The sequence below is a fragment of the Polaromonas sp. genome (genome assembly GCF_030680935.1).
Taxonomy (GTDB): Bacteria; Pseudomonadota; Gammaproteobacteria; order Burkholderiales; family Burkholderiaceae_C; genus Polaromonas.
This window is the reverse complement of record NZ_JAUXUP010000009.1, coordinates 22,177-48,700: the sequence shown is the minus strand read 5'-3', so window position 1 is coordinate 48,700 and position 26,524 is coordinate 22,177. Positions and strand designations below refer to the sequence as shown.

The window sequence follows — 26,524 nt, the reverse complement described above, 5'->3', positions numbered from 1 at the left end:
GCCTGACGCAGGGCCTGTCAGGCCTTGCCAGTAGAGCCGTAACCGCCCTCGCCGCGTTCGCTGGGCGCAAAAGACTCCACCACATGGAACTCGGCCTGGATCACAGGCACGATCACCAACTGCGCGATACGCTCCATCGGCTCTATCGTGAACGCGGTGTCGCTGCGGTTCCAGGCGCTGACCACCAGCTGGCCCTGATAATCGCTGTCGATCAGGCCCACCAGATTGCCCAGCACAATGCCGTGTTTGTGCCCAAGACCTGAGCGCGGCAGGATCATCGCCGCGTAGCCCGGGTTGTACAGATAAATGGCCAGGCCGGTCGGCACCAGTTGCCATGCATTGGGCTGCAGGGTCAGTGGCTCGGTCAGGCAGGCACGCAGGTCCAGCCCGGCGCTGCCGGGCGTCGCATAAGCAGGCAGGTTGTCACGCAGGCGTTCGTCGATGATCTTGACGTCAATTTTCATGTCACTTCCGTTGTTTGGGTTCTTTGGCCGCCTGCTCAGCCAGTTCGCGCAAGCGCGCCTTGAGCAGTTCCGGTGAATATTTCCTGAAGCGGTAAACCGCCCACGCGGCAAAAACCAACAGCAGCGGGAGGGTCAACATGCCGGCGCGCGGGAGCATCGCGGAAAGCAGCTCTAGCGCAACCCAGGCGATCAGCACCCATTTGCCCACGGTCCACACGGAGATTGCAGCCCCTTGTTGTGGCACCTCGACCTGCGCGGCCCGCCGGCTTTGCGCCGCAGGCCGTACAGGTTCGGTCGCCAGAGGGTTGGCCCGCTCCTGGTACCGCCCATGCGATGCGGCTGCAGTGCCGGCCTTCTCCAGCGCCCGCGCAGCCGCCTTTGCATTGAGCTGCTCTATGTAGCGGGCAAAGTCCCCATCAGGCGGTGTGTCAGAGGGGATCTGCATGGCACCTCACCCCGCCCGCTTCAATCGGCCAGCGATTTCGCCCACCAGCTGCCGGGCCAGCGTCAATTTGGACGCACGCGCAAGCTCCCGGCTGCCGTGCGCATCCACCAGCAACAGCACATTGTCATCACGTCCAAAAGTCGCCGGGCCGATGTTGCCAACCAGCAGCGGCACACCCTTGCGCAGGCGCTTGGCTTGCGCGTTGTCTTCCAGATCGTGGCTTTCGGCCGCGAAGCCCACACAAAACAGCGCGCCCGATTGCGCCCGGGCGGACTGCGCGAGCGTGGCGAGAATGTCGGGGTTTTCAGTAAAAGTCAGTGTCGGCATCTGCCCTGTGCCGTCCTTCTTTATTTTGCGCTCCTGGCTGCTGGCTGGCCGCCAGTCGGCCACAGCGGCGGTTGCTATAAAAATAGTAGCTGTTTGCGCGCGTCCGGTAACGGCTTCGAGCATATTTTGTGCTGACTTCACATCAACACGCGTCACGCCACGCGGTGTCTGCAGGCTGACAGGTCCAGCGACCAGTGTGACCTCTGCGCCGGCCTCATGCGCCGCACGCGCCACCGCAAAACCCATTTTTCCACTGGACAGGTTGGTGATGCCACGCACCGGGTCCATCGCCTCGTAAGTGGGGCCCGCTGTTACCAGCACGTTCTGGCCGGCCAGCACCTTCGGCGTGAAAAAAGCAATGATGTCTTCCAGCAGTTCAGGCGGCTCCAGCATGCGGCCATCGCCGGTCTCGCCGCAGGCCTGAAAGCCGGAACCCACACCCAGAATGGTCGCGCCATCGGCCTGGAGTTGCGCCATGTTGCGCTGAGTCGCAGGGTGCGCCCACATCTCGCGGTTCATGGCAGGTGCGATCAGCAGGGGCACCGTGGCCAGGGGCCGCGCCAGACACATCAGGCTCAGCAAATCGTCAGCGCGGCCGTGTAGCAGTTTGGCCATGAAGTCGGCACTGCAAGGCGCAATCAGGATCGCATCGGCCTCGCGGCTCAGATTGATGTGCGCCATGCTGTTGTCGATGCCACCGGCCGGCCGGCTGTCCCACTGGCTGGTAAATACCGGGCGGCCACTGAGCGCCTGCAGCGTCACTGCCGTGATGAACTGCTCGGCCGCCTCGGTCATCACCACCTGCACCGTGGCGCCCTGTTTGATCAACGCACGGCACAACTCGGCCGCCTTGTAGCAGGCAATGCCACCCGACAGGCCGAGCACGATGTGTTTGCCGGCCAGGTCGCCACGCGGAGTGCCCGGTTCTTCATTTGCTTGCTGCGTCATGCTCCGCAATGTATCCCAGATTAAGCCGCGCTTTGCCAGTCAGCGCGGCGTTGGGCCGGCGCCCACCCCGTATAATCCTCGTTTACCACCTACGCGAACTTGCGGTTCGTACCTGACATGACCAAATTTGTCTTCGTCACCGGCGGTGTGGTGTCTTCCCTGGGCAAGGGAATCGCCTCAGCCTCCCTAGCAGCGATCCTTGAATCGCGAGGCCTCAAAGTCACTTTAATCAAGCTGGACCCCTACCTCAACGTCGACCCCGGCACCATGTCGCCGTTTCAGCACGGTGAGGTTTTTGTCACCGACGACGGCGCAGAGACCGACCTGGACCTGGGCCACTACGAGCGTTTTGTTGAAACGCGCATGCGCAAGGCCAACAACTTCACGACCGGCCAGATCTACAAAAGCGTGCTCGAAAAGGAACGGCGCGGCGACTACCTCGGCAAGACTGTTCAGGTCATTCCGCACGTCACCAACGAAATCCAGGAATTCATCAAGCGCGGCGCCGGTTACGACACGCCGCAGGCCGTGGACGTGGCGATTGTTGAAATTGGCGGCACGGTCGGCGACATCGAGTCCCTGCCGTTTCTGGAGGCCGTGCGTCAGATGAGCTTGCGCATGGGCGCCAACAACTCGGCCTTTGTGCACCTCAGCTACGTGCCCTGGATCGCAGCTGCGGGCGAACTCAAAACCAAGCCGACCCAGCACACCGCCAAGCAACTGCGTGAAATCGGCATCCAGGCCGATGTGCTGCTGTGCCGCGCCGACCGGCCGATTCCGGCGGAAGAGCGCGAAAAAATATCGCTGTTCTCCAACGTGCCCGAGTGGGGCGTGATTTCGATGTGGGACGTGGACACGATTTACAAGGTACCGCGCATGCTGCACGAGCAGGGCCTGGACGGACTGATCTGCGACAAGCTGCGCCTGAACACGCCACCGGCCAACCTCAAGCGCTGGGACGACCTGGTGTACGAAACCGCGCATCCGGCCAATGAAGTGCACATTGCCATGGTCGGCAAATATGTGGACCTGTCAGACAGCTACAAGTCGCTGAACGAGGCGATACGCCACGCCGGCATGAAAAACCATGCCAAGGTGGTTATCGAGTACGTCGATTCGGAAACGCTCACGCCAGACAACGTTTCCCGCCTGGCCAAGTTCGACGGCATTCTGGTGCCCGGCGGTTTTGGCAAACGCGGCATTGAAGGCAAAATCTGCGCGGCGCGTTTTGCGCGCGAGAACAAGGTCCCCTACCTGGGCATCTGCCTGGGCATGCAGGTGGCCACCATCGAATTTGCCCGGCATGTGGCGGGCCTGAAAGATGCCAACAGCACCGAGTTTGAACCGGACAGCCCCAACCCCGTGATCGCGCTGATCACCGAGTGGAAAGACGAAGACGGCACGATCAAGACACGCAACGAGCAGTCCGACCTGGGCGGCACCATGCGGCTGGGCGCACAAAGCTCTGACGTGGCAGAGGGCACCTTGGCCCACAGGATTTATGGCAAGGTGGTGACCGAGCGGCATCGCCATCGCTACGAGGCCAATGTGCATTACCTGGACCGGCTGCGCGACGCCGGTCTGGTGATCTCGGCCCTCACCCAGCGTGAGCACCTGACGGAAATCGTCGAGCTGCCGCAAAACGTGCACCCCTGGTTCATAGGTGTGCAGTTTCACCCCGAGTTCAAGTCCACGCCCTGGAATGGCCACCCGCTGTTCAATGCCTATGTGAAGGCGGCACTGGATCACCAGGCGGCCGGTAAATCGTTGAAAGTTGTGGCATGAAGTTGTGTGGTTTTGATGTGACGGCCGCAGGGCTGGAGAGGGCCCCCAGCTCCGCTGGGGATAGCAACCCGAAGGCCGTCGTGCCCACGTCGCAAGAGGTGGCGGCATGAAGTTGTGCGGCTTCGATGTGGCAGCCGCAGGGCTGGAGAGGGGCCCCAGCACCGCTGGGGATCGGAACCCGAAGGCTGCCGAACCCACATCGCAAGAGGTGTTGGCATGAAGTTATGTGGCTTCGATGTGGGCCTTGACCAACCGTTTTTTCTGATCGCCGGCCCCTGCGTCGTCGAGTCCGAACAATTGCAGATGGATACCGCGGGCACGCTGAAAGAAATTACCACCTCGCTCGGCATCCCCTTCATCTTCAAATCCAGCTACGACAAGGCGAATCGCTCCAGCGGCACCAGCTTTCGCGGCCCCGGCATGGACAAGGGTCTGGAAATTCTGGCCAAGGTCAAACGCGAACTGGAGCTGCCCATCCTGACTGACGTGCACTCCGAGGCGCACATTGCCGCCGTCGCGGCTGTGGTGGACGTGTTGCAGACGCCGGCTTTTTTGTGCCACCAGACCGACTTCATCCATGCGGTCGCGCAATCGGGCAAACCGGTCAACATCAAGAAGGGCCAGTTTCTCGCGCCGGGCGACATGAAAAACGTGATCGACAAGGCACGTGCCGCCGCCCGTGAAAAAGGCCTGGACGAGGACCGATTCATGGCCTGCGAGCGTGGCGCCAGTTTTGGCTACAACAACCTGGTCAGCGACATGCGCAGCCTGGCCATCATGCGCGAGACGCGCGCGCCTGTGGTGTTTGACGCCACCCATTCGGTGCAGTTGCCTGGCGGCAACGGCACCAGCAGCGGCGGCCAGCGCGAGATGGTGCCGGTGCTGGCACGCGCTGCTGTTGCGGTCGGCATTGCCGGCCTGTTCATGGAAACCCACCCCGACCCGGCCAAAGCCATGAGCGACGGCCCCAATGCCGTGCCGCTCAAACACATGAAGGCCTTGCTGGAAACGCTGCTTGAACTCGACCGCGTGACCAAGAAAAACGGCTACCTCGAAAACAACTTTCAAGCCTGAACCCAACGGCCCCAGAGAGACATCACATGACACCCGCCTACATCATTGTTGACATGAAGATCACCAACCCCGAGCAGTACAAGCAGTACATGGCGTCTGCGCCTGCTGCAGTGGCCGCTGCCGGCGGCGAATACCTGGTGCGGGGTGGCAAGTTCGAGGTGCTGGAAGGCAACTGGCAACCCGCGCGTGTGGCGATGCTGCGTTTTCCCAGTTTCGAGAAAGCCAAGGCCTTTTACGACGACGAGATGTACCGTGCCGCGCGTGCCAAGCGCGCCGGCACCACGGAGTTTTTCAACATGGTGCTGGTTGAGGGGATGGGTTGAAGCCCGCCCCTTACCGCCCTTCCCTTCACGGGCCGGCAGTTAAAAGCAGATTCAAAAACCAAAGAGAGATCGAATAAATGAGCGCAATTGTTGATATCGTCGGCCGCGAAATCCTGGACAGCCGTGGCAACCCCACCGTCGAATGTGACGTGTTGCTCGAATCCGGCGTCATGGGCCGGGCCGCAGTGCCTTCGGGCGCCTCGACCGGCTCACGCGAGGCCATTGAACTGCGCGACGGCGACAAGGGCCGTTACCTGGGCAAAGGCGTGCTCAAGGCGGTTGAACACATCAACACTGAAATCTCTGAGGCTGTGCTGGGTCTGGATGCCAGCGAGCAGGCCTTTCTGGACCGCACGCTGATTGATCTGGACGGGACCGAGAACAAGTCACGCCTGGGCGCCAACGCCATGCTGGCCGTCAGCATGGCCGTCGCCAAAGCCGCCGCAGAAGAAGCCGGCCTGCCGCTGTACCGCTACTTTGGTGGCAGCGGCGCGATGCAGATGCCTGTGCCCATGATGAACGTCATCAATGGCGGCGCACACGCCAACAACAACCTCGATCTGCAGGAACTGATGATCATTCCGGTGGGCGCACCGAGCTTTCGCGAAGCCGTGCGTTACGGCGCCGAAGTCTTCCACGCCCTGAAAAAAATCATCCACGACAAGGGTATGAGTGTGGCCGTTGGTGATGAAGGTGGCTTTGCGCCCAGCCTGGCCAACCACGAGGCCGCCATCCAGATGATTCTTGAGGCCATCGAAAAAGCCGGTTTTGTCGCCGGCGAACAAATTGCCCTGGGGCTGGACTGCGCCGCGTCCGAGTTTTACAAGGACGGCAAGTATGTGCTGGGTGCCGAAGGCCTGAGCCTGGACGCCACCGAGTGGACCAACATCCTGGCCACCTGGGTCGATAAATACCCCATCATCAGCATCGAAGACGGCATGGCCGAAGGCGACTGGGACGGCTGGAAAATCCTGACCGACAGCCTGGGTAAAAAAGTGCAGCTGGTCGGCGACGATCTGTTTGTGACCAACACCAAAATCCTGAAAGAAGGCATCAGCAAGGGCGTCGCCAACTCCATCCTGATCAAGATCAACCAGATCGGTACCCTGACCGAAACCTTCGCCGCGATCGAAATGGCCAAACGCGCGGGCTACACCGCCGTCATCTCCCATCGCTCGGGCGAGACGGAAGACGCCACGATTGCCGACATCGCTGTCGGCACCAACGCCGGCCAGATCAAGACCGGTAGCCTGAGCCGCTCTGACCGCATGGCCAAATACAACCAGCTCTTGCGCATCGAAGAAGACCTGGGCGATATCGCGACCTACCCTGGCCGGGACGCCTTTTATAACCTCAAGTAGGCATGGGTTCACGCCTGGTCCCTGCCCTGCTGATCGCGCTGCTGGTCATCGTGCACGCACAGCTCTGGGTTGGACGCGGCAGCATCACCAGCGTCAACAGCATGCAGCGCAAATTGAGCGAGCAGGCCCTCAAGAACGCCCAGGCCCAGGCCGACAACGACCGACTGGCGGCCGAGGTCAAAGACCTCCGGGAAGGGCTGGAGATGGTGGAAGAAAAAGCGCGCCAGGAGTTGGGCATGGTCAAGCCCAATGAAATTTTTGTGCAGATTGCGCGCTGAGGCGCCCAAACCGTTGCCGGGAACTTGCTCTTATTTTTATAGCTGCTTACGCACGAAAAATAAGAGCTGGAGCCCGATTTGATACAAAAACTGGTGGTATCTCAGCTGCCGGGACAGCCGCTGCACATTGCGCTGCTGGGTGCGCCCGGCACCGGCAAAACCCGATTGGCCTCTGAGCTCAGGGCGGCGCTGGCTGGCCATGACACCGCAGCGGGCGGACTGCTGATCACCGACACTCCGGCGCACGACCCACAGACCTGCACGCATATTCTGCTGATGGGACTGGACCTGCCCACACACGACAGCTTGCGTGCTGCACAGGCAGCCGCCGACCATCATTTGCGCCAGCAGCTCAACCAGGCGCGTGTACCCTACAGCGTTGTTTACGGCTTGGGCGCAGCGCGACTACACGACGCATTGCTGGCGCTACACGACACCTCACCCGGCACGCGGTCAAACGAAAACTCCAATGAAAGGCAGCGTCCCTGGGTTTGGGCTTGCGACAGCTGCAGCGACCCTGACTGCGAGCGTCGACTGCTCAGCGCCCTGATCGCGCAGAAAAAGGCCGTGACTACTGCACCGTAGGCGCAGGCGGCAACTGGCTGGCCTGGCTGGTGAATATCTGCGCGGCATCGACCGGATCGAAGCCATATTGCGCGCCGCAAAACTCGCAGCCCACGTCAATCCGCCCCTGCTCGGCGATGATGCTCTCCACCTCGGCCGTGCCCAGGCTGCGCAGCATGCTGCTGACCCGCTCTTGCGAACAGCTGCACGCAAAAGTCGGCGTGCCAGGTACAAAGCGCGTGATTTTTTCTTCCCAGAACAGCCGGTGCAAAATCGTGTCGACGTCCAGCCCCAGCAACTCCTCACGCTTGAGCGTGCCGGCCAGCAGCGCAATACGCTTGTAGTCTTCGTTGCGGCCAATTTCGTCCTCGTCAGAGCGCTGCTGACCTTGCAAATTGCCCTGGCCCTGCATTGGCAGACGCTGGATCAGCAGGCCGGCCGCCACCTGGCCGTCCGCAGCAAGAATCATCCGCGTGTCGAGCTGCTCGCTTTGCAGCATGTAATGCTCCAGCACGTCGCCCAGGTTCTCAATCTTTTCATGCTGGTCACCAAACAGCGGCACCACCCCCTGGTAGGGCTGCTGGCCGGGCAATCTGTCTTTTGGGTCCAGGGTGATCGCGCAGCGCCCCAGATTGTTGACATTGACCAGGCGGCTCAAGGTGTCGCCCGGTTCCACCGTGCCGGTCACGGTGGCGGTGGCGCGCAGGCTCAGGTCGGGTTGCACCTCGGCCACGGCCAACTTGACCGGGCCGTCGCCGAAGATCTGCAGGATCAACGCCCCGTTGAACTTGATGTTGCTTTGCATCAGCGTGCCAGCCGCCGTCATTTCGCCCAGCAGCTGCATGACCTCGGGCGGGTAACCGCCCGCCGCCTCACGGCGTTTGAGGATTTCCTGCCAGGCGCCGGTCAGGCGCACCAGCATGCCGCGCACCGGCAGGCCGTCGAAGATAAATTTATGGAGTTCAGAGGACATCAGGCAATCTTTTTGAGCCCGGCTTTGTAGCGCCGGGCATTGTCCATATAGTGCTGCGCGCTCATTTTTAAACCCTCTATCTGCTCCGGCGTCAATTGACGCACCGCTTTGGCCGGGCTGCCGATGATCATGGATCCGTCGGGAAACTCCTTGCCTTCGGTGACCAGCGAACCAGCGCCTACCAGGCAGTTTTTGCCGATTTTTGCGCCGTTGAGCACCACCGCCTGTATGCCGATCAGCGAGCCGTCGCCAACGGTGCAGCCATGCAGCATGACCTGATGGCCGACGGTGACGTTTTCACCAATCACCAGCGGCATGCCCATGTCGGCGTGCAGTACGCTGTTGTCCTGGATGTTAGAGCCCTTGCCCACGCTGATGGTTTCGGTGTCGCCGCGTATCACCACGCCAAACCAGACGCTGCTGCCTTCGGCCAGGTCCACGTTGCCCATGACCTGCGCGGTATCGGCCACCCAGGCGGTGTGGTGGATGGAAGGTGTCAGCTCATCAAGTTGGTAGATCGCCATCGGGTTGTCCTCTGTATTGCCATGTCTGTCGATAAGTCCATTGTAAAGAGGCACCCTGTCTTTCGCCGACAATCCGGGCATGACCCTGCCCGCTTCCCCGCCCGAACTGCGCCAGCAGGCCCTGCAGGCGCTGCTGCAGCCAGATCCACAGCAAAAAGTGCTGCTGGCCCATGCCCTGCATGCGCAAGCAGCTACTCTTTTAATAGCAAATCAACGCCTACCTGAAGAGCCCACCGGCCTGCCCGGCTGCCCCGCGCGGCCGGAGTTGCGCTTGCACCTGGACGTGCCCAAACGGTCGCCGTTCACCGCGCAGGGCTTGGCGGCCCTGCTCCACGCGGTGACACACATCGAGTTCAACGCCATCAACCTCGCTCTCGATGCCGCCTGGCGCTTTGACGGCATGCCGCCGGCCTACTACCTCGACTGGCTGCGTGTTGCTTCCGAAGAAGCGCTGCACTTCAGCCTGCTGCGCACGCAACTGCAGGCCATGGGTTACGACTACGGCGACTTCCCTGCCCACACAGGCCTCTGGGACATGACCCACAAAACCGCCGATGACGTGCTGGCGCGCATGGCGCTGGTGCCGCGCACGCTGGAAGCACGCGGCCTGGACGCCACGCCCGCCATGCAAACCAAGCTGCGCAAGGTCGGCACTCCGGACGCGCTGGCGGCCATCGGCATTCTCGACATCATCCTGCGCGATGAGATCGGCCATGTCGCCATCGGCAACCACTGGTACCGGCATCTGTGCAGCGAGCGCGGGCTGGACCCGGTCGCCGGCTATGCCGAACTGGCCGCGCGCTACGGCGCACCCCGGCTCAAGGGGCCGTTCAACCTGGATGCGCGGCGAGCTGCCGGATTTGACGAGCACGAGCTGGCGCTGTTGGGCGCCTGACGCTCAGGGCGGGCCCAGTACCGCTGATTGAAGTCATGGAAGTAAAGGCGTGGTCCAGCCGGGCGACCAATTGGAAACAAACCGTTTTTCCTACAGACGAAAATCTGAAGTTCGCGCATATTCGGGACTTGCCAACGGGTCGATGGCAACCGGTCGCCGCAGCGCCGGGCTCTTCATTCCAGACCCGCTTGAATGCAAGAACAGGAGTGCGTCCATGATCCGGCATCTCGTTCCCCATCTGGAGTCCCGGCTGGTCAGCCTGCCAGCACCCATGTCCGTGCAACTGCCTGCAGGCCAGGTGCTCGGCGCGTCGGATGCGCCGGTCAAGATGAGTTTTTCGCACTGGTCCAGCCTCACGCGCCTGCGCGCTGGCCAGATCGGCGCGCTGGCCCAGGAGTACGTCGAGGGAAAGCTCCATATCGAAGGCCACATGCGGGACGTGATGGCGGTGGCGGCCAGCCTGCTGCCCGCCAACCCGGTGCACAGCGACACCGGCTGGTGGACCGGTCTGCAGCGCCAGATGCGCTCGCTCAGGATGCACACCCCCGAGAAAGATGCAGAGCAGGTCCAGTTTCACTACGACGTGTCTGACGACTTTTATGCGTTGTGGCTGGACCCGCGGCGCGTCTATTCCTGTGCCTACTACCGCGACGAGGCCATGACGCTGGCGCAGGCGCAGGAGGCCAAGCTGGACCACATCTGCCGCAAGTTGTTGCTGCGGCCCGGTGAGCGCTTCCTCGACATCGGTGCGGGCTGGGGCGGGCTGCTGCTGTGGGCCGCCGAACACTACGGCGTGGACGCAACGGGCATCACGCTGTCAAAAAACCAGCATGCCCATGTGCAGGGCCTGATCGCCGCCAAAGGCCTGCAGGGCCGGGTGCGCGTGGAGCTGCGCGACTACCGCCACCTCGACGAAGGCCAGCCCTTCGACAAGATCTCGTCAGTCGGCATGTTTGAGCATGTGGGCCGGGCGCAGATGGGCGCCTATTTCGGCAAGATCATGCGGCTGCTGGCGCCGGGCGGCCTGGTGCTGAACCACGGCATCACCGCTGGCGGCCTGGACAACCTCAAGCTGGGCGCGGGCATGGGGGACTTCATCGAAAAATACATCTTCCCGGGCGGCGAACTGCTGCATGTCAGCGATGTGCTGACCCATCTGGCCCGCTCGGGCCTGGAAATGGTGGACACCGAAAATCTGCGGCCGCATTATGCACGCACGCTCTGGGGTTGGTCCGACGCGCTCGAAGCGCGGCTGGGCGAGGCCCGGCAGGTGCTGACCACCAACGACAGCAGCAGCCGCGCCGAAAAAATCCTGAGGGCCTACCGCCTTTACCTGGCTGGCAGCGCCATGTGTTTCGAGCAGGGCTGGATCAGCCTGCACCAGATGCTGGCAGCCCGCCCGGCTGAAGGCATGGTGGACGAAACCATCAGGGGTGCGCAGAGCCGCTACCCCTTCCGGCGCGACTACATGTACACAGCGCCGGGATGATGAAACAAAAAGGCCTCCAGCCCTTACTGGACATGCGAAGACAGCTATTAAATCAATAGCAACCCGGAAAAGGCCTCCGTCGGGCTTGATCTGCGCCGCCTTGATGATGCGGGCGTTGCTGGTTGACTCCTGGGCAATCTGGCGCGCGAACTCTGCGGCAGTACCTGCCGTCGGCACGTTGTCGGCGCTGAGCAAACGCTTGCGCAGTTCGGGCGCCTGCAGCGCCAGGTTGATCCCGGTGTTCAGCCGCTGTAAAACCAGCGCCGGTGTGCCGCCGGGCGCGAACACGCTCACGACCACTGGATGAGCAGCGAACGACCGTGGGGGCTCAATCACCCCCGTGGGTGATGCTGCGAATGCAGGGCTTTGAGCCGCTCCCGCGCCACATGGGTGTAAATCGTGGTGGTGGAAATATCGGCATGGCCCAGCAGCATCTGCACCGCGCGCAGGTCGGCCCCGTGGTTCAGCAGGTGTGTGGCAAACGCATGACGCAGGGTGTGCGGCGACAAGGGCGAGGTGATGCCGGCGCGCAGCGCATATTTTTTGACCAGCATCCAGAACATTACGCGGCTCATGCCGCTGCCGCGCACGGTCACAAACAAATCGTCGGTCTGCTGGCCGCCGAGGATGGCGGGGCGTGCCTCGGCCAGGTAACGCTCAATGGACTGGCGCGCCACCTGCCCAAACGGGACCAGGCGCTCTTTGCTGCCCTTGCCCATGACACGCAGCACACCCTCGTTCATGCCGAGGTGAAAGGTTTTGAGCCCAACCAGCTCGCTGACGCGCAGGCCGCTGGCGTAGATCAGCTCCAGCATGGCGCGGTCGCGCAGGCCAAGCGGCGTGTCTTCATCCGGCGCGGCCAGCAGGGCCTCTACCTGTGCCTCGGACATCAGCTTGGGCACACGCAGCGCCTGCCGGGCGGACTGCAGCTTGAGCGTCGGGTCGGCGCTGATGAAACGCTCGCGCAAAGCCCAGCGGAAGTAACGCTTGAACACGGTGAGTCGGCGGTTCGCAGAGGTGGCTTTGGTAGTGCTGTGTTTGGCGGCGAAGTAGCTGCTCAGCACAAGCTCGGTGGTGTCGTCCAGCCTCAGCCCCTGCTTGCCGGCCCAGCTGGCGTAAAGCGCCAGATCGCGCCGGTAGGCCGCCAGCGTGTTTTTGGACAGCCCGTCTTCCAGCCACATGGCGTCGATGAAGGTGTCAATGCTGGCCTGGCTCTCGGGTTTCATGAGCAAGACGATAACAAACCGCGCAGCCGGCCACAAAAAAGCCCCGTCAGGCGCAAGGCCTGCGGGGCGCATGGGTGGAAGTGACCGCTTATTCGAGCGAGAGCTTGGCGTCAACCACCACTTTTTTGTACACCTCGAATTCGGCCTTGATCTGCGCGGCGAACTGCTCCGGCGTGTTGCCGACGATGATGGAGCCCGTGTCTTCAATACGCTTGCGCACGGCAGGGTCCTGCAAGGCCTTGAGTGTGGCCGCGCTGACCTTGTCCACCACCTCTTTCGGCAGGTTTTTGGGACCCAGGATGCCGTAATACGCCATGCGGTTGACCGGCTCCAGACCCACTTCCTTGAAGGTCGGCACGTCAGGCAGAACCGCCAGCCGTGTAGGCGCTGCGACCACGATGGGGATCAGGCGTTTTTGCTGGATGAAAGGCAGCGCAGAGGGAATGTTGTCAAAAATGATCTGCACCTGACCGGCCACTGTGTCGTTCAGGGCCGGGCCCGCACCGCGGTAGGGAATGTGCGTGATGAAGGTGCCGCTCAGACTTTTGAACAGCTCGGTCTGCAGGTGGCCGATGCCGCCCGTGCCCGACGAAGCGTAAGAGTATTTGCCCGGGTTCTTCTTGATCTCGGCGATGAACTCCTTGTAGTTGCGCGCCGGAAAACTCGGATGCACCGCAATCAGGTTGGGCGTGGCCGCAATGTTGATGATGGGCGTGAAGTCGGTCAGCGTGTTGTAGGGAATTTTCGGGTTGATGGCCGGGTTGGCTGCGGTGGTGGATACCGTGGCCATGCCGAGCGAGTAGCCGTCAGGCGCTGACTTGGAGGTATCCAGCGCGCCCACGACACCGCCGCCACCGGCCTTGTTCTCGACAATGACGTTCTGGCCCAGCGCCTTGCCCAGCGGCTCGGATATCACGCGCGCGACGATGTCGGTGGTGCCGCCAGGTGCAAAAGGCACTTGCAGCTTCACCACCTTGTTCGGGTAGGACTGGGCAAAAGCAGAACCGCTGGCGGCGATCGCCAGGGTCAGCGCGGACAGGGTAAACAGGTAGCGGCGTTGCATGTGGCTATTCCTTTGAATGATTGACAAATAGGGGACGACAGCCTCGATCCTAAACTTACAACGCGCGCCCGTATGTTGTGGATTACGCATAGGGGCAAACCCGGGCCTTTTACAGCTTTCGGGTTATTCTTGACGGGTGAACTATGCGCAACTTCTTTTCCCCGACTTTTCCCTGATTCTGTGTGGCTACCTGGTGTGCCGCTACACCGCCCTGAACCGCACGGTCTGGCAGCAGGTGGAAAGCCTGGTGTATTACTTCCTGTTCCCGGTCCTGCTGTTTCACTCCATCGTCAGAAGTCCGCTGGACCTGGGCGCTGCCTCCAGCCTGATCGCCGCCGGACTGACCATGGGCGTGCTGGGCATCGCACTGGCCTACAGCCTGCCCTGGCTGCCCTGGCTGGGCGCGCACATCGACAGGCGCGAACACGCTGCCAGTGCGCAGGTCGCCTTCCGTTTCAACTCCTTCATTGCATTGGCGCTGGCCGAGCGTCTGGCCGGCGCCGAAGGACTGCTGATGATCGCCGTGTTGATTGGTGTCTGTGTGCCGCTGTTCAACGTGGGCGCAGTCTGGCCCATGGCCCGGCACGCCAACACCGGCTTCGTGGGCGCGCTGGTGCGTAACCCGCTCATCATTGCCACCGCCACCGGGCTGGTCGCCAACCTGGTGGGCCTGCAGATCCCCGTCTGGATGGAGCCCACACTGACGCGCATAGGCGCGGCCTCACTTGCGCTGGGCCTGATGGCGGCCGGCGCAGGCATGCAGTTCGCCTCGCTGGCATCGGGCAAGACCCTCGCGGTGTCGCTGCTGGCCATACGCCATTTTTTCATTCCACTGATCGCTCTGGGCCTGTCCTGGGTGTTCCGGCTGTCACCGGTGCAGACCACGGTGTTGCTGTCGTTCTCGGCCCTGCCAACCGCTTCAAGCTGCTACGTGCTGGCCGCACGCATGGGCTACAACGGCGCGTTTGTCGCCGGCCTGGTCACCCTGTCCACCCTGCTGGGAATGGTCAGCCTGCCGTTTGCTTTAGGGCTGTTGAGGTAGCCCCCACGTTCGCTCGTTTCATATCCATTCGTCTGAGCTTGTCGAAGGATGCCCCCCCCAGGGGAAAGCTGCGCCTGCGGCCGCTTACCTCGTTGCGTTGGGGAAGAACAGCTGCTCGCCGCCAATCTTGTAGCTGGCAATCGCTGCCTGGCCGACGGGCGATGTCACCCAGTCCACAAACTTTTGTGCCTCGGCGACCTTGACCTGAGGATGTCTGGCCGGGTTGACCAGCATCACGCCGTACTGGTTGAACAGGCGTGTGTCGCCCTCGACCAGCACCACCAGTTCACCCCGGTTTTTGAAGCTGAGCCAGGTGCCGCGGTCCGTCAGCACATAGGCGTTTGACGAGGATCCGATGTTGAGCGCCGGGCCCATGCCGCAGCCGCAGGCCTTGTAGTTGGCAAACTGCGGGTTGTCCACACCGGCGCTTTTCCAGTAGCGCAGTTCAGCCGCGTGGGTGCCACTTTTGTCGCCGCGTGAGACGAAGTTGGCGTTGGCGGCGTTGAGTTTCCTCAAAGCCCCGGTGATGTCCCTGCCTTTGGTTTTGGCCGGATCGGCAACCGGGCCGACCAGCACGAAGTCGTTGTACATGACCGGGAAGCGCTTGACGGCAAAACCCTCGGCCACGATTTTTTCCTCGGCGACCTGGTCATGCACAAACAACACGTCGGCATCGCCGCGCCGGCCCATGTCGATGGCCTGGCCGGTGCCAAGCGCCACCACCTTGATGGCTATGCCGCTGGCCTGCTTGAAGGCTGGCAGCAAGGTGCCGAACAGCCCCGACTGCTCGGTCGAGGTGGTTGAAGCCATCACGATGGGTTGTGTTTGCGCTATCGAAAATGTAGCTGCAAGCGCAATATGCATAAGGGCTACAGCCCTAAAACGCTTGAGCAATCCGAAATGCATGGAAATCGCGTTCATACAATTTCTCCTTTGACAAAAATCTCGGCTTCCGGCGGCAGGGGGCCGTTGAAAAAGTCGTGGGCAGGCAAGTCAGCCAGCAGCCGGCCATGCTCCAGGTACATCACGCGGCTGGCCAGGCGCTTGACCTGGCCCAGGTTGTGGCTGCTGAAAATCAGCGTCATGCCGGCCTGCGCAAATTCGGCCATCAGGGCTTCCACCTCGCGTTTGGCGGCTGGGTCCAGGCTGGCCGTCGGTTCGTCGAGCAGCAGCACATCGGGCCGCAGCGCCCAGGCCCGCGCCAGCGCCAGCCGCTGCTGCTGCCCACCTGACAGCGCCTTGGCGTTGCGCTGCGCCAAGGCCAGCAGGCCGACACGTTCGAGCGCGCGCAAGGCCTGGGTTTTGGCATCCTTCCAGGCCACGCCCTTGAGCCACAGCCCCAGCGCCACGTTGATTTGTGCGCTGGCGCGAAGCATGTAGGGGTGCTGGAACAACATGGCCTGGCGTGCCGCCGCATCAAACTGCAAGGTGCCCACCGTGGGCCGTACCAGCCCGTGCAAGGTGCGCAGCAAGGTACTTTTGCCGCTGCCGTTGGAGCCGACCAGGGCCACGCGCTCGCCCGGGTGGATTTGCAGCGCGCACGCGCTCAGGGCCCGGGTGCTGCCAAAACACACGTCCACCGCTTTGAGTTCGAACAAAACCGTCATGGCTGGACCGCCCCGCCCTGCGGCAGCAACAGGCGCGCCGGGTCCGGCAACCGGTCGTCAAGCCGCTCGCGCCAGCGCCGCACCAGTGCAATCAGCACGTTGAGCAGCAGCACCACCGCCAGCAAGAGCAGGCCCAGCGCCAGCGCCAGAGGCAAGTCGCCCTTGCTGGTCTCCAGCGCTATCGCAGTGGTCATGACACGGGTGAAGCCGTCGATATTGCCCCCGACCACCATGACCGCACCCACTTCTGAAATAGCGCGGCCAAAGGCGGCAATCAGCACCGTCAACAGGGCATAACGCTCGTCCCACAGCAGCAACAGGCTTTGCATGCCTTTTCCGGCGCCCAGCGACTGGAACTGTTCGCCATGCAGGCGGTCGGCATCTTCAATCGTCTGGCGCACCAGCGCCGTCACCACGGGCAGCACCAACACAGCCTGCGCCAGCACCATCGCCTGGAAAGAAAACAGCCAGCCCAGAAAACCCAGCGGCCCCGAACGCGACAGCAGCAGGTACACCACCAGACCCACCACCACCGATGGCAGAGCCAGCAAGGTATTGAGCAGGGTCAGCAAAACCGCACGACCGCGAAAACGCGCCACCCCCAGCCAGGCGCCCAGCACCAGACCGGCGCTGCAGGCGATGAGGCAGGCACAGGCGCTGACAGCCAGTGAGCGCAGCACAATGCTGCCCAGCAGGGGATCCAGGGAGACGATGAGCGAAAAAGCCGTGCTGACGCTGTCCGAGAAGGTGTTCATGCAGAAGAAAAAGGGCACAAGGGGAAGAGCCTTATCGTAGGCACTCAGGTGCCGGCCAGCCATTGGTAGTCACGAGCTATGAAGCCACATGCATAGCCGCGCGGATAATCACGCAACACCTTCACCTGCCATGCACAAAGTCGAACTCTCCTACCTGCTGTCGCCCGGGCGAAGCGCAGACACGCTGATCCGCAACCCGTTGATGGACATGCTGCATGCAGTGCGCGAACACGGCTCGATCTCCGCAGCGGCGCGGGCGCTCGATCTGTCCTACCGCCATGTCTGGGGAGCGCTCAAAAAATGGGAGCAAACCCTGGGGCGTCCGCTGATCGTCTGGGACAAGGGACAACGCGCGCAGCTGACCGAGTTCGGTGAAAAACTGCTGTGGGCCGAGCGTCAGGCGCAGGCCAGGCTGGCGCCGCAAATCGAAGCCCTGCGCGGCGACATCGAACGCGCCTTCTCCACCGCCTTTGACGACGAGGCCCACGTACTGACGCTCTACGCCAGCCACGACGCCGCACTGAGCGCGCTGCGTGAGCAAACCGCCGCGCGGCGGCTGCACCTGGATATCCGCTTCATGGGCAGTGTGGATGCCATTGCCGCCCTGAACGCCGGGCGCTGCATGATGGCGGGTTTTCACACGCTGGAGCAGCCGGGTACCCAATCGGTCGCGGCACACACCTACCGCAGCTTGCTTAAACCCGGCTTGCACAAGCTGATTGGTTTTGCCGATCGCCAGCAGGGCCTGATGGTCGCCAGAGGCAACCCGCTAGGCATCATCGGCCTGCGCGACCTTACACGGCCCGGCCTGCGTTACGTCAACCGCGCGGAGGGCACGGGCACACGTGTGCTGCTGGACGAACTGCTGGCACAGGCGGGCCTGACGCCCCAGGACCTGAACGGCTACGCCACACAAGAGCCGTCGCACACCGCCGTGGCACAGGTGGTGGCCAGTGGCGGCGCCGATGCGGGTCTGGGCATTGAATCGGCGGCGCGCGACAAGGGCCTGGATTTTGTACCCCTGGTGCGGGAGCGTTATCACCTGGTGTGCCTGAAGTCGGCCCTGACCGACGCGCCGGTGCAAGCCCTGCTGGCCGAATTGCAAAGCACCAACTGGCAAGCCCTGCTGGCGGGTTTGCCCGGTTACAGCGGCGACGGTGCGCAAAGCGGCCAGGTCTTGTCGCTGCGGGCCGAGCTGCCGTGGTGGAATTACCGCAACACCAAGCCCGCGAGAGTCTGATTACAACAAGCCCGCGCCCGGCAAATAGGCCGCCGGCGGCTCGGGCGGAGTGGGCTCGGCTTTCTCAACCGGCATGCGCAGATCGTCCAGGTAGTCGCGTGCGATGTTGACGGTACTTTTGACACCCAGCGCGCTGAAGCGCCGGTCCAGCCAGTCTTTGCCGCAGACCCGGCCCAGATCGCGCAGCGAATGGATCAACGCCTTGTCGGTTGACGATTTGGATTGTGCCGTGAATTTTTCCAGCGCCTCCCCTCCGTCAATGCGGTGCATCAACACATCCTTGTAATGCGCGGCATCAAGTTTGCCTTCGGCCAGCAGGCGTTTGACAAAATCAATCGCACGCATCTCGGCAATCAGCGCGGCGTTGAAGGTGATCTCGGTCATGCGGTCCATGATTTCGTTGGGCCGGGTCGGCAGCGCCGCGCGCTGGATCGGGTTGATCTGCACCAGCACAATGTCGCGGCTCTGGCAGCGGTAGATCAGCGGGTGAATGGCCGGGTTGCCTGAATAACCGCCGTCCCAAAAATGGTCGCCATCAATTTCCACCGCCTGAAACACCATGGGCAGGCAGGCAGACGCCATGACAGCGCTGGCCGTCAGCCGTTTGCCGCAAAACACCTCGGCCTTGCCGCTGCTGACGCGGGTGGCCACCACAAAGACCTGGGGCGTGTCCGGCCCGACAGCCTGGGACAGGCGCTCAAAGTCCACCTGCTTTTCCAGAAAGTCCTTCAACGGATTGATGTCAAACGGGTTGCTCTGGTAGGGCGACAACGCGCCTGACCAGTAACGCGTCATCGCGTCGGTCCAGAAACTGGAGGAGCGCTTGCCGCCACCCATGAAACCAAACAACATGCCAAACGGCGCTTGCTGCATCTTGGTCATGGACTGTGACAGTGACGACGAGAGTGCCCCCATCTCGACAATACCGTTCCAGAAGCTGTCCAGCGCCTGGCGCGCTGCGTCATGCCGGTCGGCACGGGGTTTGCCTTCTGATTGCGCAAAGCCGTGTGCCAGCGCCACCGCATTCATGGCGCCCGCGCTGGTGCCGCTGATGCCTTCCGGCGTTATCCGCCCGTCTTCCAGCAGGGCGTCCAGCACGCCCCAGGTGAAGGCGCCGTGCGAGCCACCGCCCTGCAGCGCCAGGTTGATGCGCGGCGTGGGGGCCTCAGGGGCTCGGGCGTGGTCCGACGGATCAGGCGGGTTCATGACCCAAGCTTAGCAAGAACCGCGCGCGGCCTAAAATAAAGGCCTTCCTCCGAGCCGCCAACGCCCCATGAACTACCTGACGGCCTACCCCGCCACCCTGCAAACCCAGGTACGCGACCTGGTTGCCCAGGACCAGCTCGGTGGCCTGCTGCGCAAAAAATACAGCAGCACCCACGACATACGGACCGACAGGGCGCTGTACGACTACGTGATCGGACTGAAAAACAGTTTTCTGCGCAATGCCGACGCATTGAGCAAGGTGGCGTTTGACAGCAAGCTGCAGGTGATTGCCCATGCGCTGGGTACCCACACCACGGTGTCGCGCGTGCAGGGCAACAAGCTCAAGGCCAAACGCGAAATCCGTGTGGCAAGCCTGTTCAAGGAAGTGCCTATCGAGTTTTTGCGCATGATCACGGTGCACGAACTGGCGCATCTGAAAGAAAAAGCGCACGACAAGGCCTTTTACAAGCTCTGCACCCACATGGAGCCGCAGTACCACCAGTTTGAGCTCGATTTGCGCCTGTACCTCACGCACCTGGACGCGGGGGGCGCACCGCCGTGGGCGGTCACCCAGCAATAATCCGCTATTGATTCAGGAGCTGTTCACGCAATCCCGGCATGGGCTGGAGGCAGAAAAGGCTTTTTTTTTCTTCAGGGTACAAGCCCGAGTGCGTGCATATACGCCGGGTGCAGCATCAGATCGTCCCAGGCGATGGCGGGCGTGGTTGGCAGCAGGTCCAGCCGCCGCGCTTCACTGCTTTCCAGCGCTTCCCATTGCTGCTTGAGCAGGGCTTCGGCCATGCCATTGAGCAACTCATCGACCGCTTCGCCGCCATCGACCGACTGGTTGCACAACAACACCATGTCGCAGCCGGCGTTCAGCGCGGCCACAGCAGCCTGGGTGTAGCTGACCTGTTTGCCGTCGAGCAGGCGGGCACCGGCCATGCTGAGGTCGTCGCTGAAAATCGCGCCGCCGAAGCCGAGCTGCCCGCGCAGGATGTAGGTCAGCCACTTCTCCGAAAAACCGGCCGGGCGCGCATCGACCTTGGGGTAGATCACATGCGCGGGCATGACGCTGGTCAGGGTCGTGTTGAGCCAGTCATAGGGCGCGGCATCATCGGCCAGGATGGCTTTCAGGCTGCGTTTGTCCACCGGAATGTCGGTGTGCGAGTCGGCTTTGACAAAACCGTGGCCCGGAAAGTGTTTGCCGCAATTGGCCATGCCGCTTTGCAGCAGGCCGTGCATCAGGCTTTTGGCCAGCAGGCCAACAATGCGCGGATCGCGCGCAAAAGCACGGTCGCCGATGACACTGCTTTCGCCATAGTCCAGGTCGAGCACAGGGGTATAACTGAAATCTACCCCGCAGGCACGCAGCTCGGCGCCCAGCACATAACCGCAGGCAGTGGCGGCATTGGTGGCTGCCATCGCGTCTTTCAGCCACAACTGGCCCAGCGTGCGCATGGGCGGCAGATGGGTGAAGCCATCGGTTTTGAAACGCTGCACGCGCCCGCCTTCGTGGTCCACGCAGATCAGCAGGTCTTTGCGGATTTTTTTGATCTGGGCGCACAGCGCCGTGAGTTGGGCGCGGTTCTCCCAGTTGCGCGCAAACAGGATGATGCCGCCGGTCAGCGGATTTTTGAGGCGTTGTCTATCGGCTTTGCTCAGGTTCAAGCCGGCGATGTCGATGATCAGGGGGGCGTGTGGGCTCATGATGGGGTTTCCAGAATTACTGTTAATTTGATAGCTGCTTGCGCACAGCCAGATTGGGCTAGAGTCACTTTTTCTCTACGACCACAAAGCTGGCGGCGTAGTCGGTTTCGTCTGTCACGCTGACGTGGGCGCTCAGGCCGCGCGCCTCAAACCAGTCCTTGAGCGCGCCGTGCAGAACAATTTCGGGTTTGCCGCTGGCTGCCTTGGCGACCTCGCAGTTGCGCCAGGTCATCGGCAAACGCATGCCCATGCCGACGGCCTTGCTGAAAGCCTCTTTTGCGGAAAACCGCGTGGCCAGGTAACGCAGGCCGCGCTCGGGCCAGCGCGCGCTGCGGGCTTTCCAGGTGGTGAACTCGGCGTCGCTGAGTATCTTCAGCGCAAAACGCTCGCCATGGCGTTCGAAGCTGGCGCGCACACGGCGCACATCACAGATGTCGGTGCCGATTCCGTAAATCATTCGGGAGACGCGTTGTCGATGCAGCGCAGGTACGCGGCGACAGTGGCGCTGTAGCCGAGCTCCAGCGCATCGGCAATCAGCGCGTGGCCAATCGACACCTCCAGCACGCCAGGCACGGCGTGCAGGAACTCGGTGAGGTTGTCGCGGTTCAGGTCGTGGCCCGCATTCACGCCCAAATGAACAGCGGCAGCGGCCCGTCCGGTATGCGCAAACTGGCTCAGCACCTTGTCTTTGTCGGGCGTGCCCCAGGCCCTGGCGTAGGTTTCGGTGTACAGCTCCACCCGATCCGCACCAAGCTCTTTGGCGGCGGCCATGGACTCGGGCAGCGGGTCCATGAACAGGCTGACACGCACGCCACGGCTCTGGACTTCTTCAATCAGGGGCTTCAACTGCGCTGCATGCTGCGGAAAGCTCCAGCCATGGTCGCTGGTGAACTGGCCTTCGCTGTCGGGCACAAAGGTGCACTGGTGCAGTGGCAGGCCGCGCGCCGACAGGTTGCGCACAAACTCCATCAGGTTCTGCAGCGGGTTGCCCTCGACATTGAACTCGCGATCAGGCCAGTCCTTCATCAGCGCGGCCAACTCGTAGACATCATCCTCGCGGATGTGCCGCTGGTCGGGGCGTGGGTGCACGGTGATGCCCTCGGCGCCCGCCTCCAGGCACAACTCGGCGGCGCGGAGCACATCGGGAATGCCGAGGTGGCGCGTGTTGCGCAGCAGGGCCACCTTGTTGACGTTGACAGACAAGGCGGTGCGGTGACGGGGAGCGGAGGCGTGTACAGGAGCCATGATGGGCATTGATCCGTTAGAAAGCCTGCAGATCGATCATCATCTGCCGGGTTTTGAGAACCTTCACATCGCAATGGTAGTGCAGCAGCGAGCGCAGTTGGGTTTTGAGCGATGGCAGGTGGTTGACGCAGGCTTGCACCGTGTCGGTAAATGGCGCGTCGTCGGCCAGTGTTTCCTGCAAGTCCAGCCACTGCTGACCTTGCAGGCTGGCCCGGTCGTCGTCGTGCGCCTCGCGCAGGCCGGCCTCGGCGACCAGCACATAAGCGGTCTGCGGCTCCAGCAGCGCCAGCGTCGCGGTCTGCACATCCAGCGTCGGCAGCAGGCCGATGTCGCGCAGCAGGCGAAGTTCAAACGCCCGCAAGGCGACCTGCAAGGTGTCGACGCTCTGGCTGGCCAGCAGCTGCACAGTCGCGGCATAGGCGTCAAACAGCACTGGGTGCGGGTCGTCGCGAGCCAGCAGACGCATCAACAATTCATTGAGGTAATAGCCCGACAGCAGCGCGTCGCCCGTCGGCATGACGTGGCCGCCTTGCCACTCGGCGCTGCGCAACATGCGGATCTCCGCATCACCGCCGAAAGCTATGTGCAGCGGCTGCAACGGCAGCAGGACGGGCCGGAAATTGGAGCTTGGTTTCTTGGCGCCACGCGCGACCAGCGCAATACGGCCATAACTGCGGGTGAAGACTTCCAGGATCAGGCTGGACTCGCTCCAGTCGTAGCGGTGCAGGACATACGCCGGTTCGTCGGAAATGCGCTTGGTCGCCACTTACTCGTAGCCAAAGGTTTTCACTCTGGCTTCGTCATCGGCCCAGCCCGAGCGCACCTTGACCCAGATCTCGATGAATACCTTGCCGCCGGTCAGGGCTTCGAGTTCATGCCGGGCTTCGGTGCCTATGCGTTTGAGCTTTTCGCCCTTCTCGCCAATGATCATGCCCTTGTGGCCGTCGCGTTCCACCACGATAGTGGCGGCGATCCGGCGCAACTCCCCCTCCTGCTCGAACTTGTCGATGATCACGGTCGAGGTGTAGGGCAACTCGTCACCGGTCAGGCGGAAGAGCTTTTCGCGGATGATCTCAGCCGCCATGAAACGCTCGCTGCGGTCGGTCAGCTCGTCGGCACCGTACATCCAGGGCTGCGGCGGCAAATACTTCTCGCAGATGCCGAACAGGCGGTCCACGTCCTTCGCGTTGTTGGCCGACATGGGCACAAACTCGGCAAAATTGTGGCGCTCCTGCATCTCCTTGAGCCAGGGCGCAATGTCGGCGCGGCGGTGAATCAGGTCGAACTTGTTGGCCAGCAGGATGGCCGGCGTGCCGGCCGGCAGCAGCGACAGCACCTTGGCGTCGGCCTGGTTGAACTGGCCGGCCTCGACCACAAACACGATCAGGTCCACGTCGTTGACGGCGCCGACGACTGTCTTGTTGAGTGAGCGGTTCAGCGCATTGCCATGCCGGGTCTGGAAACCAGGGGTATCGACAAACACATACTGGGTGGCGCCCAGCGTGCGCATACCGGTGATACGGTGACGTGTGGTCTGCGCCTTGCGCGAGGTGATGCTGATTTTTTGCCCCACCAGCGCATTGAGCAGGGTCGATTTGCCGACATTGGGCTTGCCAACGATGGCAATCAGCCCGCAGCGCTGACCTTCGGCAGGCGGCGCATTGTTGGCGCGTGCCGTCATGGCCTGCGCCAGCATGGCTTCGAGCGCGGCGTCCTGCGTGCCGACAGTTTCTTCGGCATGCTGCACGGCGGCCTTGGTCTTGGGTTTACCGATAGGCGCTGGCTGGCGCACCGTTTTTTTGGGGGGGTTTTTCGCGGAAGTCATGTTGGAATGGCCTGTTGGCAGCTGCGCTGCAGCGCCTGTTAAATCAATTGAGCGTTTTCACGTAAGCCAGCATGACCGCTGCCGCTGCCTGCTCACCAGCGCGGCGCGAGCCGCCCATGCCCCGCTCGGCACGCCCAAACTCGCTGATTTCGCATTCCACATCAAAGGTCTGCTTGTGGGCAGCGCCCAGGGTGCCGACCACGCGGTAAATCGGCAAATTCATTTTGCGACCCTGCAGCCATTCCTGCAACTCGGTCTTCGGGTCTTTGCCGATGGCGTCCATCTGCGGGTTGATCTCGATGTCCCGGAACAAGCTGCGCACCAGCCCGGCAGCCTTGTCAAAACCGGCATCAAGATACACAGCGCCAATCACAGCCTCAAGGGCGTCGGCCAGAATGGAGGGGCGCCTTTGGCCACCGGACTTGGCCTCTCCCTCACCCAGCCGAATCAACGCAGGCAAGCCTAGCTGGACAGCGAGCTGATGCAGGGTCTCCTGCTTCACCAGATTGGCGCGTACCCGCGACAAGTCGCCTTCCGGGAGCTCGCTCAGGCGCTCGTACAACAGGCCCGCAACAGCAAGATTGAGCACCGAGTCACCCAGAAACTCGACGCGCTCGTTGTGGTCGGCAGAAAAGCTGCGATGCGTCAGCGCCTGCTGCAACAGGCGAGGATTGGAAAACTCGTGCTCCAGGCGCTTTTGCAAGGCCTGCAGGTCAGGACTTGAAGTGGAACTCGCACGCACTTATTTGGAACGGCCCGTGTATTTAAGCAGCAAATAAGCCGGCCCAGCGATGTGGATTTCCTTGTTGTAGGCAAACGCCACAACCGTCCTGTCGCCTTCCTTGGTTATTTCCAGGTCCTTGCCGGTGATGGACGTGATGTCGTCAATCTGGGCCGCCTTGTCAAAAGTGGTTCGTACTTCAGGAACCGTCGGGGCAGCAGCGGCCTTGCTTGCGGCCTTGGTAATGGCCTGGAATTCGACCAGCGTGGGGAACACCTGCGCGGCGATCACGCCGGCGAAGATCAGCACCCCTCCAACAAACAGGATACCGATGAACGAAATGCCTTGCTGCCTGCGTTTCAAGTTTTTCATGTGATTTCCCAGCTTTTGTTGATTGCATCGATAAGCCATAACACCCGCCGACCCCGCCCATGCAGCCTGCGCAAGGCCGGTTTGGTCTCAGTCAATCCGGCCTATGCGCTTGAGGTTACCAAAATTCATCCAGACAAAAAAGGCCTTGCCGACGATGTTGGCCTCGGGCACAAACCCCCAATAACGCGAGTCCAGAGAGTTGTCGCGGTTGTCTCCCATCATGAAATAGTGGCCTTCGGGGACCTTGCACACCACGCCCTCACTACTGTAACGGCAATTATCCCGCCAGGGAAACTGATCTGCACCGGCAATAAACGCCGGCCGGTCTGCGTCATTGAGCAAGCGGTAGGTCCTGTTGCCAGTGGTTTCCTGAAATTGTTTGGCATAACGCAGCGCGTCTTCGTCAAAAAAGTCAGGCATCGGGACTTTGCTCAGCGCCTTGCCGTTGATACTGAGTTTCTTGTTCAGATAGGCCACCTCGTCGCCGGGCACGCCAACCACCCGCTTGATGTAATCCAGACTTGGCTTGGGGGGATAACGGAACACCATCACATCGCCGCGCTGGGGACTGTTGTTGTCGATCACCTTGAGGTTGATGACGGGCAGACGCACACCGTAATGGAATTTGTTGACCAGAATCAGGTCGCCCACCAGCATGGTCGGGATCATCGAACCGGAAGGGATCTTGAAGGGCTCGAACAGGAAGGACCGCAGCAGGAACACCACCACAATCACCGGAAACAATCCGGCAGTCCAGTCCAGCCACCAGGGCTGCTGCAGGACTTTGGCGTGGGCGTCATGCATGTCGCTATCTACTTGCGTGATGCCCTGGGCAGCCAGTTGGGCATGGCGCTCAACACGTTGCGACTCCAGTCGCGCGGCGGCCTGGCGGCGCTGCGGCCAGAAATAGAACTTTTCGGCCAGCCAGTACAAGCCGGTGACGACGGTGGCCAGAAACAGCAGCAGCGAAAAATTGCCTTCCACCATGCCCAGATACCAGGCGCCGCCATATCCCACAAAAACAGCCAGTACCAGCGCGGTGAGCGTACTCATGAAGGCCAG

Annotated in this window: 30 protein-coding genes and 1 pseudogene; 11 read left to right on the top strand and 20 right to left on the bottom strand. The window is 62.1% G+C overall.

All coding sequences use genetic code 11. The features are described 5' to 3' along the window. Positions 1 to 17: 17 nt before the first annotated feature. The 3 genes from dut to coaBC are packed head-to-tail and all read right to left on the bottom strand — an operon-like array spanning position 18 to position 2,184. Positions 18 to 464, bottom strand: a complete 447-nt coding sequence (dut, locus tag Q8L50_RS02475) for a dUTP diphosphatase (protein WP_305347061.1) — start codon at positions 462 to 464, stop codon at positions 18 to 20. 1 nt (position 465) lies between these two features. Next, a complete protein-coding gene (locus tag Q8L50_RS02470) occupies positions 466 to 909 on the bottom strand; it encodes a hypothetical protein (RefSeq protein ID WP_305347060.1) in 444 nt (147 codons plus the stop codon). Positions 910 to 915: 6 nt separating this feature from the next. Then, positions 916 to 2,184: a bifunctional phosphopantothenoylcysteine decarboxylase/phosphopantothenate--cysteine ligase CoaBC gene (gene coaBC, locus Q8L50_RS02465; RefSeq protein WP_305347059.1), complete on the bottom strand. Its 1,269-nt coding sequence runs from the start codon at positions 2,182 to 2,184 to the stop codon at positions 916 to 918. 117 nt (positions 2,185 to 2,301) lie between these two features. On the opposite strand from coaBC, the gene Q8L50_RS02460 reads away from it, so the two are divergent. From Q8L50_RS02460 to Q8L50_RS02435, 6 genes are all read left to right on the top strand, one after another. Then, the gene (locus Q8L50_RS02460) at positions 2,302 to 3,969 is read left to right on the top strand and encodes a CTP synthase (RefSeq protein WP_305347058.1); all 1,668 of its coding nucleotides are present in this window, start codon (positions 2,302 to 2,304) and stop codon (positions 3,967 to 3,969) included. A gap of 216 nt (positions 3,970 to 4,185) precedes the next feature. Next, positions 4,186 to 5,043 carry a 3-deoxy-8-phosphooctulonate synthase gene (kdsA, locus tag Q8L50_RS02455; RefSeq protein ID WP_305347057.1) on the top strand — a complete coding sequence of 286 codons (858 nt, stop codon included), beginning with the start codon at positions 4,186 to 4,188 and terminating at the stop codon, positions 5,041 to 5,043. A gap of 26 nt (positions 5,044 to 5,069) precedes the next feature. Next, on the top strand, positions 5,070 to 5,366 hold the full coding sequence (locus Q8L50_RS02450; protein ID WP_305347056.1) for a DUF1330 domain-containing protein: 297 nt from the start codon (positions 5,070 to 5,072) through the stop codon (positions 5,364 to 5,366). 77 nt (positions 5,367 to 5,443) lie between these two features. Continuing rightward, positions 5,444 to 6,727: a phosphopyruvate hydratase gene (gene eno, locus Q8L50_RS02445; RefSeq protein WP_305347055.1), complete on the top strand. Its 1,284-nt coding sequence runs from the start codon at positions 5,444 to 5,446 to the stop codon at positions 6,725 to 6,727. A 2-nt stretch (positions 6,728 to 6,729) separates the two neighbouring features. Further along, positions 6,730 to 7,005, top strand: a complete 276-nt coding sequence (locus Q8L50_RS02440) for a septum formation initiator family protein (RefSeq protein ID WP_305347054.1) — start codon at positions 6,730 to 6,732, stop codon at positions 7,003 to 7,005. Between the two features lie 78 nt (positions 7,006 to 7,083). After that, complete coding sequence (locus Q8L50_RS02435) at positions 7,084 to 7,590, top strand: hypothetical protein (protein ID WP_305347053.1); 507 nt, start codon at positions 7,084 to 7,086, stop codon at positions 7,588 to 7,590. Here the strand turns inward: Q8L50_RS02435 and Q8L50_RS02430 are convergent. Together Q8L50_RS02430 and Q8L50_RS02425 are read right to left on the bottom strand one after the other, a co-directional pair. Further along, positions 7,577 to 8,542 carry an Hsp33 family molecular chaperone HslO gene (locus Q8L50_RS02430; protein ID WP_305347052.1) on the bottom strand — a complete coding sequence of 322 codons (966 nt, stop codon included), beginning with the start codon at positions 8,540 to 8,542 and terminating at the stop codon, positions 7,577 to 7,579. The genes Q8L50_RS02435 and Q8L50_RS02430 overlap by 14 nt on opposite strands. Continuing rightward, the gene (locus tag Q8L50_RS02425; RefSeq protein ID WP_305347051.1) at positions 8,542 to 9,066 is read right to left on the bottom strand and encodes a gamma carbonic anhydrase family protein; all 525 of its coding nucleotides are present in this window, start codon (positions 9,064 to 9,066) and stop codon (positions 8,542 to 8,544) included. The genes Q8L50_RS02430 and Q8L50_RS02425 overlap by 1 nt, the downstream gene beginning before the upstream one ends. A 79-nt stretch (positions 9,067 to 9,145) precedes the next feature. On the opposite strand from Q8L50_RS02425, the gene Q8L50_RS02420 reads away from it, so the two are divergent. Continuing rightward, a complete protein-coding gene (locus tag Q8L50_RS02420) occupies positions 9,146 to 9,961 on the top strand; it encodes a ferritin-like domain-containing protein (protein WP_305347050.1) in 816 nt (271 codons plus the stop codon). Between the two features lie 214 nt (positions 9,962 to 10,175). Next, the gene (locus Q8L50_RS02415; RefSeq protein ID WP_305347049.1) at positions 10,176 to 11,450 is read left to right on the top strand and encodes a class I SAM-dependent methyltransferase; all 1,275 of its coding nucleotides are present in this window, start codon (positions 10,176 to 10,178) and stop codon (positions 11,448 to 11,450) included. A 105-nt stretch (positions 11,451 to 11,555) separates the two neighbouring features. Here the strand turns inward: Q8L50_RS02415 and Q8L50_RS02410 are convergent. From Q8L50_RS02410 to Q8L50_RS02400, 3 genes and pseudogenes are all read right to left on the bottom strand, one after another. Next, a pseudogene (locus tag Q8L50_RS02410) lies at positions 11,556 to 11,750 on the bottom strand (tripartite tricarboxylate transporter substrate-binding protein); the annotation flags it as partial. A gap of 32 nt (positions 11,751 to 11,782) precedes the next feature. Beyond that, positions 11,783 to 12,676 (bottom strand): site-specific tyrosine recombinase XerD, encoded by an 894-nt coding sequence (gene xerD / locus Q8L50_RS02405; protein ID WP_305347048.1) that lies wholly within the window; start codon positions 12,674 to 12,676, stop codon positions 11,783 to 11,785. Positions 12,677 to 12,764: 88 nt separating this feature from the next. Continuing rightward, positions 12,765 to 13,739, bottom strand: a complete 975-nt coding sequence (locus tag Q8L50_RS02400) for a tripartite tricarboxylate transporter substrate binding protein BugE (RefSeq protein ID WP_305347047.1) — start codon at positions 13,737 to 13,739, stop codon at positions 12,765 to 12,767. Between the two features lie 136 nt (positions 13,740 to 13,875). Here Q8L50_RS02400 and Q8L50_RS02395 point away from each other — a divergent pair, with 136 nt between their 5' ends. Further along, complete coding sequence (locus Q8L50_RS02395; RefSeq protein WP_305347046.1) at positions 13,876 to 14,781, top strand: AEC family transporter; 906 nt, start codon at positions 13,876 to 13,878, stop codon at positions 14,779 to 14,781. An 84-nt stretch (positions 14,782 to 14,865) separates the two neighbouring features. Here Q8L50_RS02395 and Q8L50_RS02390 read toward each other — a convergent pair whose 3' ends face one another. From Q8L50_RS02390 to Q8L50_RS02380, 3 genes are read right to left on the bottom strand one after another with little or no spacing between them, the layout of a single operon-like run. After that, complete coding sequence (locus Q8L50_RS02390) at positions 14,866 to 15,645, bottom strand: extracellular solute-binding protein (protein ID WP_305347133.1); 780 nt, start codon at positions 15,643 to 15,645, stop codon at positions 14,866 to 14,868. A gap of 53 nt (positions 15,646 to 15,698) precedes the next feature. Next, complete coding sequence (locus Q8L50_RS02385; RefSeq protein ID WP_305347045.1) at positions 15,699 to 16,388, bottom strand: phosphate ABC transporter ATP-binding protein; 690 nt, start codon at positions 16,386 to 16,388, stop codon at positions 15,699 to 15,701. Continuing rightward, positions 16,385 to 17,143 carry an ABC transporter permease gene (locus Q8L50_RS02380; protein WP_305347044.1) on the bottom strand — a complete coding sequence of 253 codons (759 nt, stop codon included), beginning with the start codon at positions 17,141 to 17,143 and terminating at the stop codon, positions 16,385 to 16,387. The genes Q8L50_RS02385 and Q8L50_RS02380 overlap by 4 nt, the downstream gene beginning before the upstream one ends. Positions 17,144 to 17,273: 130 nt before the next feature. Between Q8L50_RS02380 and Q8L50_RS02375 the strand changes: the two genes are divergently transcribed. Then, positions 17,274 to 18,383, top strand: a complete 1,110-nt coding sequence (locus Q8L50_RS02375; RefSeq protein ID WP_305347043.1) for a substrate-binding domain-containing protein — start codon at positions 17,274 to 17,276, stop codon at positions 18,381 to 18,383. On the opposite strand, the gene Q8L50_RS02370 is transcribed toward Q8L50_RS02375, so the two are convergent. Further along, positions 18,384 to 19,589 carry a patatin-like phospholipase family protein gene (locus tag Q8L50_RS02370; RefSeq protein WP_305347042.1) on the bottom strand — a complete coding sequence of 402 codons (1,206 nt, stop codon included), beginning with the start codon at positions 19,587 to 19,589 and terminating at the stop codon, positions 18,384 to 18,386. 67 nt (positions 19,590 to 19,656) lie between these two features. On the opposite strand from Q8L50_RS02370, the gene Q8L50_RS02365 reads away from it, so the two are divergent. After that, positions 19,657 to 20,169, top strand: coding sequence for a YgjP-like metallopeptidase domain-containing protein (locus tag Q8L50_RS02365; protein WP_305347041.1), 513 nt, complete (start codon positions 19,657 to 19,659; stop codon positions 20,167 to 20,169). A 71-nt stretch (positions 20,170 to 20,240) separates the two neighbouring features. On the opposite strand, the gene nagZ is transcribed toward Q8L50_RS02365, so the two are convergent. The 8 genes from nagZ to lepB all read right to left on the bottom strand — a co-directional run bounded on the left by nagZ (position 20,241) and on the right by lepB (position 26,515). After that, positions 20,241 to 21,299, bottom strand: coding sequence for a beta-N-acetylhexosaminidase (gene nagZ / locus Q8L50_RS02360; RefSeq protein WP_305347040.1), 1,059 nt, complete (start codon positions 21,297 to 21,299; stop codon positions 20,241 to 20,243). A gap of 64 nt (positions 21,300 to 21,363) precedes the next feature. After that, entirely contained in the window at positions 21,364 to 21,756 is a 393-nt protein-coding gene (acpS, locus tag Q8L50_RS02355; protein WP_305347039.1) for a holo-ACP synthase, read from the bottom strand. Continuing rightward, complete coding sequence (locus Q8L50_RS02350; protein ID WP_370869726.1) at positions 21,753 to 22,553, bottom strand: pyridoxine 5'-phosphate synthase; 801 nt, start codon at positions 22,551 to 22,553, stop codon at positions 21,753 to 21,755. Before Q8L50_RS02350 ends, acpS begins: the two co-directional genes overlap by 4 nt. 7 nt (positions 22,554 to 22,560) lie before the next feature. Beyond that, the gene (gene recO, locus Q8L50_RS02345) at positions 22,561 to 23,310 is read right to left on the bottom strand and encodes a DNA repair protein RecO (RefSeq protein ID WP_305347037.1); all 750 of its coding nucleotides are present in this window, start codon (positions 23,308 to 23,310) and stop codon (positions 22,561 to 22,563) included. Continuing rightward, positions 23,311 to 24,240 carry a GTPase Era gene (gene era / locus Q8L50_RS02340; RefSeq protein ID WP_305347132.1) on the bottom strand — a complete coding sequence of 310 codons (930 nt, stop codon included), beginning with the start codon at positions 24,238 to 24,240 and terminating at the stop codon, positions 23,311 to 23,313. It abuts the gene before it with no gap. Positions 24,241 to 24,412: 172 nt separating this feature from the next. Next, the gene (gene rnc / locus Q8L50_RS02335) at positions 24,413 to 25,111 is read right to left on the bottom strand and encodes a ribonuclease III (protein WP_305347036.1); all 699 of its coding nucleotides are present in this window, start codon (positions 25,109 to 25,111) and stop codon (positions 24,413 to 24,415) included. Beyond that, positions 25,112 to 25,462 (bottom strand): DUF4845 domain-containing protein, encoded by a 351-nt coding sequence (locus Q8L50_RS02330; protein WP_305347035.1) that lies wholly within the window; start codon positions 25,460 to 25,462, stop codon positions 25,112 to 25,114. A gap of 87 nt (positions 25,463 to 25,549) precedes the next feature. After that, positions 25,550 to 26,515, bottom strand: coding sequence for a signal peptidase I (gene lepB, locus Q8L50_RS02325; RefSeq protein WP_370869725.1), 966 nt, complete (start codon positions 26,513 to 26,515; stop codon positions 25,550 to 25,552). Positions 26,516 to 26,524 lie beyond the last annotated feature (9 nt).